This window comes from Corynebacterium hesseae (assembly GCF_037850265.1).
GTDB classification, from domain to species: Bacteria; Actinomycetota; Actinomycetes; order Mycobacteriales; family Mycobacteriaceae; genus Corynebacterium; species Corynebacterium hesseae.
In genome coordinates this window covers 2,214,094-2,229,167 of sequence record NZ_CP137211.1, presented here as the reverse complement: position 1 = coordinate 2,229,167, position 15,074 = coordinate 2,214,094, and the positions used below count along the sequence as shown (strand labels likewise).

Genomic DNA, 15,074 nt, shown 5'->3' with positions numbered 1-15,074 from the left:
GGAACTATTGAACGCATGAAGCTGACCATCCTAGGCTGTTCCGGGTCGGTGCCCACTGTGGGTAATCCGGCCTCTGGCTACCTCCTGTCATTCCCCTCGGCTCCGTCCATCATCATGGACCTCGGCCCGGGTACGCTTGCTCGCCTGCAGGAACTCCAGGATCCGTGCGATGCTCACGTGGCATTAACGCATCTCCACGCTGACCACTGCCTAGACTTCCCGTCGCTGATGGTCTGGCGCCGTTTCCACCCCACGGCCCCGGCAGCTTCTCGCAATTTTTGCCTCGGCCCGGCGGCGACTGAAACCCACTTGGGCCGGTTGTCATCGGATGCCCCGGATGGGGTGGATGATATGAGTGATTCCTTTGCGTTTAGTCCCTGGGTGGACCGTGAGCGCCAGCTTGTCGACGATGTCTACATCACGCCTTTCCGTACCGTGCACCCGGTAGAAACGTATGCCCTGCGGGTCGAGCACACGAAGACCGGCGCAACTGTGTGTTACTCGGCGGATTCCGCTTATACGCCCGCACTCGTTGAGGCTGCCCAAGGCGTGGATGCTTTCCTCTGCGAGGCTGCATGGGGCGAGACTTCGGAGGATAAGGCTCCAGACATGCACATGTCGGGAGCAGAAGCTGGGCGCCTAGCGCGTGAGGCAGGGGTAAAGAAGCTCGTGCTTGTTCACCTACAGCCGTGGGGCGATGTCGCCGCAACATATGCCGCCGCTGCCCGCGAGTTCGACGGAGAGATCGTCGTCGGCGCCGCTGGGATGGAGCTCGACTTTTAACACGCGCGGTAGGGTAGTGGGCATGACTGATTTCACTCGTGCTGATGGTCGCACGCTCGACCAACTCCGTAGCGTTCGCATTACCCGTAATTTCACCACCAATCCGGCTGGGTCGGTGCTGGTGGAGTTCGGCAACACCCGAGTCATGTGTACGGCTTCCGTGGAATTCGGGGTGCCGCGTTTTAAGAAGGATTCCGGCGAGGGCTGGCTGACTGCTGAGTACGCCATGCTGCCCTCTGCAACCCACGAGCGCATGCCGCGCGAGTCGATGAAGGGCAAGGTCAAGGGCCGTACCCACGAGATTTCCCGCCTGGTGGGCCGCAGCCTGCGCGCCGCCGTGGACCTGTCTGAGCTGGGGGAGAACACCATCCAGCTGGATTGCGACGTGCTGCAGGCAGACGGCGGTACCCGCACGGCGTCGATCACCGGCGCGTATGTGGCGCTTGCTGATGCGATTGCTTACCTCAAGGAGGAAGGCGTCGTCCCGGGCGAGCCGCTGCTGGATCCCATCGCTGCTGTTTCCGTCGGCATCATCGACGGCCACGTGTGCCTCGACCTGCCCTATGAAGAGGATTCCCGCGCGGAGGTCGATCTCAACGTGGTGATGCAGGAAGGCGGAGACTTCGTTGAGATTCAGGGCACCGGCGAGCACGGTTTGTTCGGCCGCGCGGAGCTCAATGACATGTTGGACGTGGCGCAGGCTGGTTGCGCCCAGCTTATCGACGCTCAAAAGGCGGCCCTCGGATGGTAAAGCTCCTCGTCGCTTCGAATAATGCCAAGAAGCTCAAGGAACTAGAGAAGATCCTCGCCGACGCCGGCATCGCGGGCATCGAGCTGCTCCCGCTTTCCGCGGTGGAGGCTTACCCGGAGCCCGTGGAGGATGGCCGCACCTTTGCCGACAACGCGTTGATTAAGGCGCGCGCCGGGGTGCAGCACACCGGCTTGGCAACGATTGCGGATGATTCCGGCCTCGCGGTGGAAGAACTCAACGGCATGCCTGGTGTGCTCTCGGCCCGGTGGTCGGGCGGACACGGCGACGATGAAGCGAATAATCGTTTGCTGTTGGGGCAGATGTCCCACGTGCCCGCGGAGCGTCGCGCAGCAGCATTCGTGTCGGTCTGTGCCCTGGTGACCCCGGATGGCCAGGAGCACGTGGTGGAGGGCCGCTGGCCAGGCTCCTTGCTCACCGCTCCACAGGGCGAAAATGGCTTCGGCTACGATCCCCTCTTCCAGCCCGAGGGCGAATCCCGCTCCGCCGCGGAGATGTCCCCGGAGGAAAAGAACGCGGTGTCGCACCGTGGCCGCGCACTGGCGCAGCTGCGCGAACCTTTGGCGGCCCTCGCCGGGCAAGCCTAAGCGCGCGGAACTGGGAATAACAAAAGCCCCGCTCGAAATTTGCCGAGCGGGGTTTGAAATTGTGCGCCCGGTGAGACTTGAACTCACACGTCATAAGACACTAGAACCTAAATCTAGCGCGTCTGCCAATTCCGCCACGGGCGCTGGTTTCGTTGCTGCGGAGTACTGCCTTCTCTGCGCAACGTCCACTAGCCTACAGGGCAGCAGGCCGCGGAAGGAAATCCACTTTTCACGGCGTGGTGGGTAGGCTGTTGTGCGTGAGCACCAACCCAGCACCGAAAAAGCGGATGAAGGTTCGATGGTGGCACATCGTCCTCATCGTGTTCTTTGTCGTGCTCTTTTTGTTCCTTGCCTATTGGCAGTGGACTCGGTTCCGCTCTGGCTCGGGAACCTTCCAAAATCTGGGATACGCCTTCCAGTGGCCGCTCTTCGCGGTGTTCGTGGTCTACGCATACCGCACCGCTATGCGCTACGAGAATGAGCGTATCGATGCAGAGAACGAAGCCCTCGAGCGGGGAGAAGAACCAGCTCAGTATGAAGCAAAGAGCGTGAGGTCAACCAAGGAACAAGCCGTGACCAAGATCGACGAGGATTTCCTGCCACCTCGGCCGCAGGTTGATGTGGAAACCTTCAACGCCATGAACAAACAGCGCCGCCGTCGCGGCACCGAAGAGGAGAATTAATGAGCAACTCAGTGAGCAACGCCGTCCACCCCGACCGCCAGGCCCGCATCCGTGGTCCGCTGAAGTTCTTTTCCATCGCCGCCACGGTTACCGGTATCTTCCTTCTTATTTTGGTTGTGCGCATGATCCTGCAGTACGGCGTAGGCATGGAAATGCCGTCGTGGGCCACGCTCATTGCTCAAGCCCACGGCGTGGCCTATATGGTCTACCTCGTTTCCATCCTGGTTCTTGGGCCGCGCGTCATGTGGCCGGTGAGCAAGTTGTTCACCACGGCGCTTGCCGGTGTTGTCCCGTTCCTGTCCTTCTGGATGGAGCACAAGCGTCGCACTGAAATCGTCGAAAAGTTCCAGCTTTAGGCGCCTTCCACCGGCACCATCGTGAGGTTGGCGCCGGCATCGACCACATCCTGGGCTAGATCCTGGGATAGGTCAGTCGTTGTGATGACCGTGTCTACTTGATCAAATGTGGCCACGCGGTGGGCTGACATGCGCGTGAATTTCTCTGGTGTGGTGACAACGATGACTCGTCGGGCGGCTTGGAAATAGGCCCGCTTAATGGTCGCCTCGGTGAGGTTCGGGGACATAAGGCCTACCGACGGAGTGCACGCGCAGATTCCGACAATCGCGAGGTCGAAGCGCATAGACAGGACTGTTTCAACCGCTTCCGCCCCGTACACCGCAAGATCGTCGCTGTTGACGGTTCCGCCGGGAATGATGACGTCACTGCCCGGCGTCTTGGCTAATGCTGCGCCCGCGTACAGGGACATCGCTAGTGCTGTGATGTCCATGCCGGCGAGATTGCGGGCAACGGCAGTTGGTGTTGTCCCTGAGTCAACGAGCACGCAGGAGCCTGGTTCAACAAGGCGTGCAGCCTCCGCTGCAATCGCCCGTTTGCCGGCGGGATCCTCTTTTCTGCGTACCTCCAGGGGATAGCGGGCGCCCCTTCGAACCGCGGGGCGCGCTCCTCCGTGAAATCGTTCGAGGGCCCCTACTTCTTCCAGCGCCGCGAGGTCGCGGCGGATGGTAATAGCGGAAGCTCCGGTGAGTTCTTGTAATTGGCTGACCGTTTTGCTTCCTGAGTCAACGGCCCAAATGATTCTGCGCTGGCGTTCTTCCTTGTCCATGGGCTTGATTGTATCGGCATGAAATGACCATGGTTGGTGAACGCTTCAATCTTTAATCTGTAGCTTGTCAAGGCAAAAAGCCACGTCAAGCACGATTAAGGAAGATGATTGAAATGCGCAAGACCATAACCCTTGGGCTTATGATGAGCAAACGGCTCGCAGATGACATCGCCGCTTATGCGCCGCAAGGAGTCTCTGTCCGGTGGATCGGTAGCGAAGCGGAAGCGCGTGCGTGCGACGGCGTGATTGTCGACGCCACAGAATTCGCTGGTGTTCTTCCCGGCCAGGTTGTGCTGGTGCTTGGCGACGTCAACGGAGCCGCCGAAGAACGCCTTCGGAAGTCGGGCTCGGTGGTCATGGATCGTCACCTGCGCACGCATATCGACACCCTGTTAATGGCTTTTGCTGCTTTCGCTGAGCAGCAGGCTCTCGTCTCGGTGGTTGCAGGTGGCGTGTACTAAAACAGCGGAGACTAATCTGGAGCGTAGCTATCTCTACTACGCACGAAGGGCTAAGCCTCATGTCTCCTCGCAAACTCAGCACCACGCTCATCGCGTTGGTGGTGCTTCTCTCACTCGCCTGTGCCGGTTTAGGTGTGTATGCCGTGCGCCAACCACAAGAGGTGTACACCGCGCCGGTAGAGTCAACCAATTCGCAGGTAATCAACGCAGTCGAGCGCGAGGAGCAAGTCGTCTTGCTTAGCCTCGGTATCCAAGGACTCACAGAGAAGTCTTCCGCTGGGCAGGTATTTGGCGTGAGGGTTCCGTGGACCGACCGCACCCAGTTTGTGCAGTATTCCTACAAAGCCAAGCTTGGTATTGAGGGTAAGGACGTGAGCGTCACCGAAACCGGCGAGCATTCCTACACGGTCCACATCCCGGACTTCATCTTCATCGGGCACACCGACGAGGAGTTTAAGACCGCCGTGGAGAACAACGGAGTTCTCAGCTGGACCACGCAGCCACTCGACGCTGCATCCACGGTGTCGGACGTCCTCAGCGCCGATAAGAAGCGCAAGGACATCAACGACAACCGCGAGCTCTTACAAGACCAAGCCCGCAGCTTTTATGAAGGCATCATTCGCGGAGTGGACTCCGAAGCCCAGGTCACCATGGAGTTCCACAAACCTTCGCCCGCCAAGTGACCTTGAAGGCGGAATGAACCTATTAACGTCGAGTGGCCTTGTACGTGGAATGAACTATGTTCATTCCACCTCCGTGAACTTGCGGTCCCAATAAGCGCGTACCGGGTTGGCGTCCGCGAGGAGGATGTCGAAGCGGTCGTTGGCAATCTCGATGATTTCGCTCAAGACCACGCGCTGTTCCAGCTCATCCGAGTTGGACAGGCGGCGCACGCCCGCATCGATGACGCGGTCGGCCGAGTCGTTGGTGTCCAGGTATGCCACAAAGGGCATGTCGAAGCGCTTGCGGTAGGCCGTTGAAACGTCGATAAGCTGCTGTGTCTGTACGTCATCGAGGTCATCCAGGGCCAGGGAACCGCGGTCGGCGGAGATGGTGGCGGCCGAGTCGGCGTCGACAAGCAGCAGCTCATCCATCGCCGGGTAGTCGTGGATCAGTGCACGGTGCTGCTCACTCGGGGCGGTGAGTACCGCAACTTGGATTGCTTCCCGCAGTTGGCTGACGTCCTGGAAGGGGCGCAGCTCCCAGGCGGCCTCAAGCGGCCAGGTTTCGTTGTTAAAGAGCGGGCGCAGGGCGCTGACGAAGCTGTCGCGCTCCATCTCGTTGAGCTCCTTAAGCGAGACGCCGGCGCCGTCGAGGCGGCTGACATCATCACCCGACTGCGCACCGACGTGGAAGAACAGCAAGTTGAGGAGAATCGCCGTAATCGCGCCGATGGACATTCCGGAGGAGACGAAGATCTGTGCCCATTCCGGGAAAGCAGTAGCGACATCCGGCTTGAAGGTGACCAGCATGGCCAAGCCCAGCGCGGTCGTGACGATGGCGGCGTTGCGGCCGTCGGTGATGTCTTCTTTCGCAATGGTCTGCAGGCCCGCCCACGCAACGTTGGCGAAGAGCGCTAACGAGGCACCGCCGAGTACCGGGGAGGGGATAGCCGCTACCACGGCGGCGGCCTTGGGCAGTAGTCCCAGGATGATCATGAAACCGGCAGCCGATGCCGCCACCCAGCGCGACTTCACACCGGTCAAGCGAACCAAGCCGACGTTTTGCGCGAAGCAGGTATACGGGAAGGAGTTCATCACGCCGCCCAGGGTGGTGGAGAGGCCATCGGCGCGGATGGCGCGCACAACGTCATCGCGCTTGATGCGCTTCTTTACAATCTCACCGGTGGCGAAAACATCGCCGGTGGTCTCCACCATGGTGATGATCATGACGATGATGAGGGAGAGAATCGCCATGATGTCGAAGCGCGGCATGCCGAAATAGAAAGGCGTGGTCATGCCGATGGCGTCGGCCTCACGCACGCCGTCGAAGGACGTATCACCCAATACGAGTGCCAAAGCGGTGCCGATGATCAAACCAAGCAGTACCGACAGCGTTCCAAGGAAACCGCGGAAGAAGCGCTGAACCACGATGATGATGGCCAGCGTGCCGAAGCCATACAGCAGATCGCGCGCGGCCGGAACCCCGTCGGCGTAATTGACAAAGTCATTTGCAGATACCGCCAGCAGCGATGTACCCATGACCAAGAGCACGGTGCCGGTGACAATCGGCGGGAAGTATTTGAGCACTCGTCCAAAGACCGGCGCGGCGAAAAACGTAAAAATACCGGCGGCAATAATTGCGCCATAAATCGTAGGCAGCGGCTGGTCACCCGCGCTGAGTCCGATAGCAATGATGGGGCTGACCGCCGTGGTGGTCACACCCTGGATGATGGGCAGGCGAACGCCGATGTGCTTGCCGACGCCCACCGCCTGGATCAACGTCGCCAGACCACAGGTCAACAGGTCGGCGTTGATGAGGTGGATCGTTGTGGCCTCATCCAGCCCCAGCGAGCCCGCGATAAGCAGCGGGACGATGACCGCGCCAGCATAAAATGCGAGGACGTGCTGGAGTCCGAGCGCTGCCAACTTCGGGGCTGGTGGGACGGCGTCGACCGGGTGTGTGGGCTGAGGGGCGGTTGCGATGTCGGACACGCGGGGAGGCTCCTTGCTAAAAAGCGAGACGAGGATACTGCGCATAACAATAGAGCGCGGCAAGGACACGCACCAAGAGCTCGCCCCAAAAAGTGTGGGAAAGGCCACGTCAGGGGGTACTTTACCCCCGCATCCAACCGTACGGCCGTTACCTATGGCGGAGCTGACCTGTGCAGTGCCTAAACTGGCTCGAAAGGTGGTGTGTGGTACGCATTTGGCGATATGAGCTTATGTGGCTGTGCCCCTAGGATGGGCTACAGAGAGGGGTTCGGTGACGGACGGGTTGACCGAATTGCCCGTGAATTGAAGTCACCTAAAGCCCTTCTGCGACTAAGCATTACGCGTCGTGTGAACTACGAAGGGAGTCAATATAGTGACCACCGCAACTGAACAGTCCGTGCAGTTCGAGGCATGGAAGGGCTTCGAGCCCGGCCCGTGGACTGAGAACATTGACGTTCGTGATTTTATCCAGCGCAACTACACCCCTTATGACGGGGATTCCTCCTTCCTTGCTGGCCCCACCGAGAAGACCAAGAATGTGTGGAATCACCTGGAGGAGAACTACCTGTCCATCGAGCGCCAGAAGCGCATCTTCGACGTGGACACCCACACCCCGAGCGATATCGATGCTTTCCCGGCCGGCTACATCTGTGAGGACGACAACGTCATCGTGGGCCTGCAGACGGATTCTCCGCTGAAGCGCGCCATGATGCCCAACGGCGGCTGGCGCATGGTCAAGCAGGCTATCTTTGAGGCCGGCAAGGAAGTTGACCCAGACGTAGAGAAGATCTTCACCCGCTACCGCAAGACCCACAATGACGCGGTCTTCGATATCTACACCCCGCGCATCCGCGCAGCGCGTTCCTCTCACATCATCACCGGCCTGCCGGATGCCTATGGCCGCGGCCGCATCATTGGTGACTACCGCCGCGTGGCCCTCTACGGCGTGGATTACCTCATCGCTGAGAAGGAGGCATCCAAGCACGCAGTCGGTGATATCGGATTCTCCGAGCACTGGGCGCGCTATCGCGAGGAGCACGCCGAGCAGATCAAGGCGCTGAAGAAGCTCAAGGTCATGGCTGAGTCCTATGGCTTCGATATCTCGAAGCCCGCGAAGACCGCCCACGAGGCAGTGCAGTGGACCTACTTTGGCTACCTGGCCTCCATTAAGTCCCAGGACGGCGCCGCCATGTCCATCGGCCGCCTCTCCGCATTCTTCGACTGCTACTTCGAGCGCGACCTTGCCGCTGGCATCATCACCGAGGAAGACGCCCAAGAAATCATCGACCAGCTGGTGCTCAAGCTGCGCATCGTCCGCTTCCTGCGCACCGAGGACTATGACCAGATCTTCTCCGGTGACCCGTACTGGGCAACCTGGTCCGATGCCGGCTTTGGCGACGATGGTCGCCACATGGTGACCAAGACTTCCTTCCGTCTGCTGCAGACACTGATCAACCTGGGCCCGTCCCCGGAGCCGAACATCACCATCTTCTGGGATCCGCAGCTGCCGGCGGGCTACAAGGAATTCTGCGCCCACATCTCGATTGAGACCTCCTCGATCCAGTACGAGTCCGATAAGCAGATTCGTGAGCAGTGGGGCGACGACGCCGCAATTGCGTGCTGCGTGTCCCCGATGGCCGTCGGCAAGCAAATGCAGTTCTTCGGCGCCCGCGTCAACGCCGCAAAGGCCCTGCTCTACGCCATCAACGGCGGCCGCGACGAGGTCAGCGGCAAGCAGGTCGTCGACGGTTACGAGCCCATCAAGGGCGATGGACCGCTCGACTTCGACGAGGTCTGGCAGAAGTACGAGGAGATGCTGGACTGGGTTGTGGGCACCTACGTTGAGGCCCTCAACATCATCCACTACTGCCACGACAAGTACGCCTACGAGGCTATCGAGATGGCGCTGCATGATTCCGATATCGTGCGCTCCATGGGCTGCGGTATCGCCGGCCTGTCCATCGTGGCTGACTCGCTTTCCGCCATCAAGTACGCCAAGGTCTACCCGGTGCGCGATGAGACTGGTCTCATCGTGGACTACAAGACGGAAGGTGACTTCCCGTTCTACGGTAACGATGATGACCGCGCCGATGACATCGCCGCCACCATCGTTCACACCGTGATGGAGAAGATTAAGGCCATCCCGATGTACCGCAACGCCATCCCCACTCAGTCGGTGCTGACCATTACCTCCAACGTTGTCTACGGCAAGGCCACCGGTGCCTTCCCGTCCGGCCACGAGGCGGGCACCCCGTTCGCGCCGGGCGCAAACCCGGAGAACGGCGCGGATAGCCACGGCATGGTTGCCTCCATGCTGTCGGTAGGCAAGCTGGACTACAAGGATGCACTCGACGGCATCTCGCTGACCAACACCATCACCCCGTCCGGATTGGGCCGCACCCCGGAGGAGCGCATCACCAACCTGGTGGGCGTCCTCGACGCCGGCTTCATCATGGATTCCGAATAGACCACATCCACACCACTTCCTAAGGAGAACACAACATGGCAACCAAAACTTTCGACGAGCGTCTCGCTTCCATGAAGGCCAGCCGCACCGCCAACAACATGAACTCGGGCCTCTACCACGCCAACATCAACGTCCTGGACAAGTCCACCCTGGAGGACGCCGTTGAGCACCCGGAGAAGTACCCGAACCTCACGGTCCGTGTTTCCGGCTACGCGGTGAACTTCGTGAAGCTCACCCGCGAGCAGCAGCTCGACGTCATCTCCCGTACCTTCCACCAGGGCTCCTAAATGGCAGATGGCATTACCGGCGTCGTGCACCTCAACCCTGAAGAAGGGGAGAAGGTGCGCGGCGCCGCCGCCGGTTTAGGAACGGACAACGACCTCGAGGGCTACACCCGCCCGGAGTTGATGCAGGCCCGCCGCTCTGGCGATGTCGCGCTCGTGCACTCCTGGGAGCTGGTGACGGCCGTGGATGGGCCTGGAACCCGCATGACCATGTTCATGTCGGGTTGCCCGTTGCGCTGCCAGTATTGCCACAACCCCGACACCATGGAGATGAAGGTCGGCACCTTGGAGCGCATCGAGGATGTGGTCAAGCGCATTAAACGCTATAAGCCCATCTTCAACGCCTCCGGGGGCGGCCTGACCATCTCGGGCGGTGAGCCGCTCTTCCAGATCGCCTTCGCACGGCGTGTGCTCAAGGAAGTCCACGATGCAGGCATCCACACCACGATCGACACCTCGGGTTACCTCGGCGCGCGCCTGCGCGATGAGGACCTGGACAACATCGACCTGGTGCTCTTGGACGTCAAGTCCGGTGACGAGGAGACCTATAAGAAGGTCACCCGCCGCGAGCTGCAGCCGACGATCGATTTTGGGGATCGCCTCAACGCCATAGGCAAGCCGGTCTGGATCCGCTTCGTGGTGGTGCCGGGGCTTACCGACAGCCCCGAGAACGTCGCCAACGTGGCCAAAATTGTCTCCCGCTGGAAGAGCAACGTCGAGCGCGTCGAGGTGCTGCCCTTTCACAACATGGGCGCGGACAAGTGGCACGAGTTGGGCTACCCGTACACCCTGGAGGATACAAAGCCGCCGAAGCCGGAAGACATGGAGGAGATCCGAGAGGTGTTCCGTAAGGAAGGTTTCGTGGTCTACTAGAAGCATGAAACGCTTCGGCCACACCATCAAGGAACACACCATCACCGTCCCCTGGGACTATGACAATCCAGCCGCGGGGGAGTTCGAGCTCTACGCCCGGGAAATCATCCCGTCGGGCGGTGAGAATTACCCGGCGCTGCTCTATAACCAGGGCGGGCCGGGTTTCCCGGCGCCGCGGCCGACGGGTGCCACCGGGCTCATCGGAAAGGGCCTGGAGCGCTACCGCTGGATACTTATGGACCAGCGCGGCACCGGGCGCAGCCACCGCATCGATGAGCTCAGCCCGGCTGAGGATCGCAGTGCTGCGCGTCTGGCGCAGCTGCGGCAGGAGAATATCGTGCGCGATGCCGAGCGCCTGCGCGAGCACCTCGGTGAGGAGTCCTGGGATCTTTTCGGCCAATCCTTTGGCGGCTTCATCATTACCGCCTATGCCTCGATGTTCCCGGATTACATTGGGCGCGCCTTCCTTACCGGCGGCCTGCCCACCCTGACCAAGGGTGCGGATGATCTCTACCGCACGACCTTTGCCAAGCTCAAGGTCCGCCACGAGCGCTTCTATGCCCAGTTCCCGTGGGTGCAAGCACGCATCGAAGAGCTCATCCACCACCTGGACAACTCAGAGGAGCTGCTGCCGACAGGGGAGCGCCTGTCCTCCCGCCGCTTCCGCACTATCGGCATCGAACTGGGTCGCGGTACCGGATTCGATTCTCTGGGCTACCTGCTGGAGGAACCTTTCCGCACCGTGAACGGTGAGAAGCGCTTGCGTTCGGACTTCCTCAACGACGTCGGCAGCCGCGTGAGCTTCCAGGCCGGGCCTCTCTACGCGGCCATCCATGAGTCCATTTACGGTGGCGTGGGCGGCCAGGCCGTCACAGGCTGGGCGGCGCACCGCGTGCGCGAGGAATTCCCCGAGTTCGCCGAGGATGGCACGTATCTGACCGGCGAGCACATTTTCCCTTGGCAGTTCGACGAGGACCCGGCGCTGCGCCCCTTCAAGCAGGCTGCCGAGGAGCTCGCCGCCCACGAGTGGGCAAGCTCGCCGTACGATGCTGCCGCGCTTGCCGACGCCCCCGTTACCGCCTCCGCCGCCATCTACCTTGACGATATCTTCGTGCCCTTCGAAGATTCCCTTGCCACGGGGGAGACCTACCGTGACTTGCGCCCGGTGGTGACCAACCGCTTCCAGCACAACGGTATTAGCGAAGACGGCGCGGGGATTTTGGGCGAGCTCTTCCGGGCGGCTGACGAGCGTTAACGGGCGTCAAGTGCGTTCGGGGAGCAATCTCCCCCAAGATGTGGTGGTGGTCACCGTGTGGCACACTAGTTAGGAAAATCCAACCGAAGCAGAAAGGATAAGCCTATGGGCGGACTCATCGTCATCGGCGTGATTCTTCTAATTATTATTGCCACCGCCTTCGACGGTTTCTACATCGTCCGGACGAAGGAGGCCGCCATCATTGAGCGGATGGGTAAGTTCGTGAACGTTGCTCACGCGGGCTTGCACTTCAAGGTGCCTTATGTCGACCGCGTGCGCGCCAAGATCAGCCTGCAGATCCGTCAGCTCGACGTCATGGTGGAAACCAAGACCAAGGACAACGTCTTCGTCCAGATCCCCGTTGCCGTGCAGTACGAGGTAGTTCAGGGCAGCGAGCGTCAGGCCTTCTACACCCTGTCCAACCACGAGCAGCAGATCGTGGCTTATGTTCAGGACAATGTCCGTTCTTCGGTTGCCAACATGGACTTGGATGATTCCTTCTCCTCCAAGGACACCATCGCCCGCAACGTGGCGATGTCCCTGCGCGATAACATGGCCGCCTACGGCTGGAACTTTGTCAATACCCTGGTCACCGATATCCGCCCGGACGCCCGCGTGCGAGAGTCCATGAACTCCATTAACGCCGCACAGCGTGAGCGCGAGGCAGCCGTTGCCCAGGCAGAGGCCGAGAAGATCCGCGTGGTCAAGGAAGCCGAAGGTGCGGCCGAGGCCAAGAAGCTGCAGGGCCGAGGTGTGGCTGACCAGCGTAAGGAGATCGTCGAAGGTATTGCTCAGCAGTATGAGCTGCTGCGTGCTGCCGGCGTGCAAGAGAACCCCGAGACCCTCATGCTGGTCTCCCAGTACCTCGACGCCATGGTGGACGTGGCCGACCGCGCCCACACCAATGTGCTCTACATGCCGTCTAATCCGGGCGGCATGCAGGATCTCTTCGGCGGTATGCGCGACGCACTGCTGTCCACCAACGCTATTAATGAAGCGCCGAAGCCGTCGGTTTCCCTGTCCGAGAACAAGCACAGCCGCGAGGATTCCGGTGCTGCACGTCGCCGCCGCGAGGAGCAGGAGCGCCGTGAGCGCGATGAGCGCGCCCGCCGCGATGCTGAGATGATGGAGCAGGCGCAGCGCGCGCAGCAACAAGCACAGCAGCAGGTGCAGAACGCACCACAGCAGGGCCAGGGCTTTAGCCAGATTCCGAGCTTCCCTTCCCCGCCGCAGGGCAATAACCAGCCGCAGAGCGCGCGCGACTATTTTGACCAGTTGCGCAACCAGCTCAACAAGGGCAATAACTAAGCACAGCGCTTAAGACTAAGCTCAGCACATAAAAGAGGGCCTTCCCGCTTGGGGAAGGCCCTCTTTGCTGCCTTGGGTGGTGCTAGGTGGCCGTTACCTACTTGGTGTAGCCGATGTTTTCCACCTCGATGACGGCGAAGGAGTTGGCGCCGAAGTTTGCGATATCGGGGTGGGTCGCAACCATGGTCGGGCCGTTGAAGATAGGAATGATGCCGTACTGGGCAAGGGCTTCTTTCTCCAGCTCATTGGATTTTTTGATCTGCTCGTCTGGGTCAGCGATCTGGGATAGCTCGTCGATCTTCTTGTCCAGTTCTGGTGTGCCCGTGCCGGAGCGGTTGAGCTGGGAGCCGGTGCGATAGGTCTGGCCGAAGTAAGCGACACCGAAGGGATCGCCGGAGGAGAAACCCATAGGCAGAATATCGAAGTCGTACTTGGAGGTGATCTCGGAGAAGTCAGAGACTGGGCGTTCCTCCACCTTCAGGTCCACGCCGATATCTTTCATCATCTTTTGGGTGGCGGTGGCCATGGCCTTGCTGATGGATGAATCTCCCAGCAGCGTGTAGCGCATGGACAGCTTCTTGCCGTCCTTCTCGCGGATGCCGTCGCCGCCTTCCTTCCAGCCGGCCTCATCGAGGAGCGACTTGGCCTTCTCTGGATCGAAAGAAATGACTGCGCCGACGTTGTCCTCGTAGCCCTTCTGGGTTTGGTAGAGGTTGAAGGAACCTGGCAGGTCCTCGGTGTAGCCGTTGAGTCCGTTGAAGCGGATGCCGGAGAGCGTGGCGCGGTCGATGCCGGTCATGATGGCTTCGCGCACCTTGATATCAGAGAGGATCTCGTTCTTGGAGTTGAGCGTGTACAGGTTCTTGCCTGGGGTCATGGCGGTGCGAATTTCAACGTCTGGCATGTCCTTTACGGCCGCCAGGCGTTCCTTGTTGGCCACGCCGGTGGCGTCAATTTCGCCGGCCTTGAACGCGTTGATTGAGGCCTGGTCCTCCATCTGGCGGTAGGTCACCTTGTCTAGGAATGGCTTATCACCCCACCACTTCTCGTTCGGAACGAAGGTAGCGCTGCCGTTCTTGAAGTCGACGCTTTCGACCTTGTACGGGCCCGCACCCCACTCCGGGTGGACCTTGCCCAGGTAGGCCTCGTTGAACTTCTCCGCGGAGTCAACCTGTGGCGGGAGCAGGACGTTGAACAGACCCTGCCACCACGGATAGGCCTGTTTAAAGGTGATGACGGCCTGCTTGTCGTTCTCACCTGGCTTGACGGACTCGATGAGCTCGTAGCCGTCGGTGGCGCTAACGTTGACGTCCTTGTTCTCACCGTTGTTGAACTTCCACGTGTTCTCAAAGGATTTCCAGTCAATCGGGGTGCCGTCGTTGTACTGCGCCTTCTCGTGGATGGTGAAGGTGACGACGGTCTTACCGTCCTTTTCTTCGTCTTTGACGTCGGTGATGTAGTCATTGTTGACGTGGAACTCACCCGCGCCATCGAAGAGGCCAATTTGCGGGTTGTAGTACTTCCACAGGCTCAGGGTGTATGAGGTGGCGTCGGCCTGGAAGGTGTTCTGCTGCTGGGAGATCTCGTCGATAGCCAAGCGCAGCTCGCCACCCTCCTTGAGCTCGGAGCGGTCCTTGGGGTTGTAGGAGCCGTCCAGCTTGACGTCGAGCTTCTCGCCGGAGGCGGAATTGCCTGATCCATCGGAGCCGGAGCCGCTATCGGAGGCGCAGCCGGTCAGGATGAGGGCAGAGGCGGTGACCACTGCGAGGGCGGTCCTGCGGAGCTTCATATTCATATGTGTGTCCTTTCGAGAGGAAACATGGAGAC

15 protein-coding genes and 1 tRNA gene are annotated in these 15,074 nt (G+C 60.4%); 12 read left to right on the top strand and 4 right to left on the bottom strand.

Translation table 11 applies throughout. From position 1 onward, the window contains the following. The first annotated feature begins 15 nt into the window (after nt 1-15). The 3 genes from R3O64_RS10505 to rdgB are packed head-to-tail and all read left to right on the top strand — an operon-like array spanning nt 16 to nt 2,139. A complete protein-coding gene (locus R3O64_RS10505) occupies nt 16-783 on the top strand; it encodes an MBL fold metallo-hydrolase (protein WP_070522394.1) in 768 nt (255 codons plus the stop codon). A 22-nt stretch (nt 784-805) separates the two neighbouring features. After that, nucleotides 806-1,534 carry a ribonuclease PH gene (gene rph / locus R3O64_RS10500; RefSeq protein ID WP_070530053.1) on the top strand — a complete coding sequence of 243 codons (729 nt, stop codon included), beginning with the start codon at nt 806-808 and terminating at the stop codon, nt 1,532-1,534. Continuing rightward, nucleotides 1,528-2,139 carry an RdgB/HAM1 family non-canonical purine NTP pyrophosphatase gene (gene rdgB / locus R3O64_RS10495; RefSeq protein ID WP_070516103.1) on the top strand — a complete coding sequence of 204 codons (612 nt, stop codon included), beginning with the start codon at nt 1,528-1,530 and terminating at the stop codon, nt 2,137-2,139. The genes rph and rdgB overlap by 7 nt, the downstream gene beginning before the upstream one ends. A gap of 62 nt (nt 2,140-2,201) precedes the next feature. On the opposite strand, the gene R3O64_RS10490 is transcribed toward rdgB, so the two are convergent. Beyond that, nucleotides 2,202-2,283 (bottom strand) — tRNA-Leu (locus R3O64_RS10490). Nucleotides 2,284-2,426: 143 nt separating this feature from the next. On the opposite strand from R3O64_RS10490, the gene R3O64_RS10485 reads away from it, so the two are divergent. Both R3O64_RS10485 and R3O64_RS10480 read left to right on the top strand, forming a co-directional pair. Next, a complete protein-coding gene (locus R3O64_RS10485) occupies nt 2,427-2,822 on the top strand; it encodes a hypothetical protein (protein WP_070530048.1) in 396 nt (131 codons plus the stop codon). Further along, the gene (locus R3O64_RS10480) at nt 2,822-3,178 is read left to right on the top strand and encodes a DUF3817 domain-containing protein (protein ID WP_070530046.1); all 357 of its coding nucleotides are present in this window, start codon (nt 2,822-2,824) and stop codon (nt 3,176-3,178) included. The genes R3O64_RS10485 and R3O64_RS10480 overlap by 1 nt, the downstream gene beginning before the upstream one ends. Here R3O64_RS10480 and R3O64_RS10475 read toward each other — a convergent pair. Beyond that, nucleotides 3,175-3,945, bottom strand: a complete 771-nt coding sequence (locus R3O64_RS10475; RefSeq protein WP_070624996.1) for a DeoR/GlpR family DNA-binding transcription regulator — start codon at nt 3,943-3,945, stop codon at nt 3,175-3,177. The two genes, R3O64_RS10480 and R3O64_RS10475, sit on opposite strands and share 4 nt — an antisense overlap. 113 nt (nt 3,946-4,058) lie before the next feature. Here R3O64_RS10475 and R3O64_RS10470 point away from each other — a divergent pair, with 113 nt between their 5' ends. Then, nucleotides 4,059-4,406 (top strand): hypothetical protein, encoded by a 348-nt coding sequence (locus tag R3O64_RS10470; RefSeq protein ID WP_339016877.1) that lies wholly within the window; start codon nt 4,059-4,061, stop codon nt 4,404-4,406. A gap of 59 nt (nt 4,407-4,465) precedes the next feature. Then, on the top strand, nt 4,466-5,089 hold the full coding sequence (locus tag R3O64_RS10465) for a hypothetical protein (RefSeq protein ID WP_070530038.1): 624 nt from the start codon (nt 4,466-4,468) through the stop codon (nt 5,087-5,089). Between the two features lie 60 nt (nt 5,090-5,149). Here the strand turns inward: R3O64_RS10465 and R3O64_RS10460 are convergent, their stop codons facing one another. After that, nucleotides 5,150-7,060: a solute carrier family 23 protein gene (locus tag R3O64_RS10460; protein ID WP_339016876.1), complete on the bottom strand. Its 1,911-nt coding sequence runs from the start codon at nt 7,058-7,060 to the stop codon at nt 5,150-5,152. 373 nt (nt 7,061-7,433) lie between these two features. Here R3O64_RS10460 and pflB point away from each other — a divergent pair, with 373 nt between their 5' ends. The 5 genes from pflB to R3O64_RS10435 all read left to right on the top strand — a co-directional run bounded on the left by pflB (nt 7,434) and on the right by R3O64_RS10435 (nt 13,247). After that, a complete protein-coding gene (pflB, locus tag R3O64_RS10455; protein ID WP_070522371.1) occupies nt 7,434-9,527 on the top strand; it encodes a formate C-acetyltransferase in 2,094 nt (697 codons plus the stop codon). Nucleotides 9,528-9,562: 35 nt separating this feature from the next. Beyond that, nucleotides 9,563-9,814 (top strand): autonomous glycyl radical cofactor GrcA2, encoded by a 252-nt coding sequence (gene grcA2 / locus R3O64_RS10450; protein WP_070525314.1) that lies wholly within the window; start codon nt 9,563-9,565, stop codon nt 9,812-9,814. Next, entirely contained in the window at nt 9,815-10,684 is an 870-nt protein-coding gene (gene pflA / locus R3O64_RS10445; RefSeq protein ID WP_339016875.1) for a pyruvate formate-lyase-activating protein, read from the top strand. A gap of 4 nt (nt 10,685-10,688) precedes the next feature. Then, nucleotides 10,689-11,939: an alpha/beta fold hydrolase gene (locus R3O64_RS10440; protein WP_154737090.1), complete on the top strand. Its 1,251-nt coding sequence runs from the start codon at nt 10,689-10,691 to the stop codon at nt 11,937-11,939. A gap of 105 nt (nt 11,940-12,044) precedes the next feature. After that, complete coding sequence (locus R3O64_RS10435; RefSeq protein WP_154737091.1) at nt 12,045-13,247, top strand: SPFH domain-containing protein; 1,203 nt, start codon at nt 12,045-12,047, stop codon at nt 13,245-13,247. A gap of 97 nt (nt 13,248-13,344) precedes the next feature. Here the strand turns inward: R3O64_RS10435 and R3O64_RS10430 are convergent, their stop codons facing one another. Next, nucleotides 13,345-15,042: an ABC transporter family substrate-binding protein gene (locus tag R3O64_RS10430; RefSeq protein WP_339016874.1), complete on the bottom strand. Its 1,698-nt coding sequence runs from the start codon at nt 15,040-15,042 to the stop codon at nt 13,345-13,347. Between the last annotated feature and the right edge of the window lie 32 nt (nt 15,043-15,074).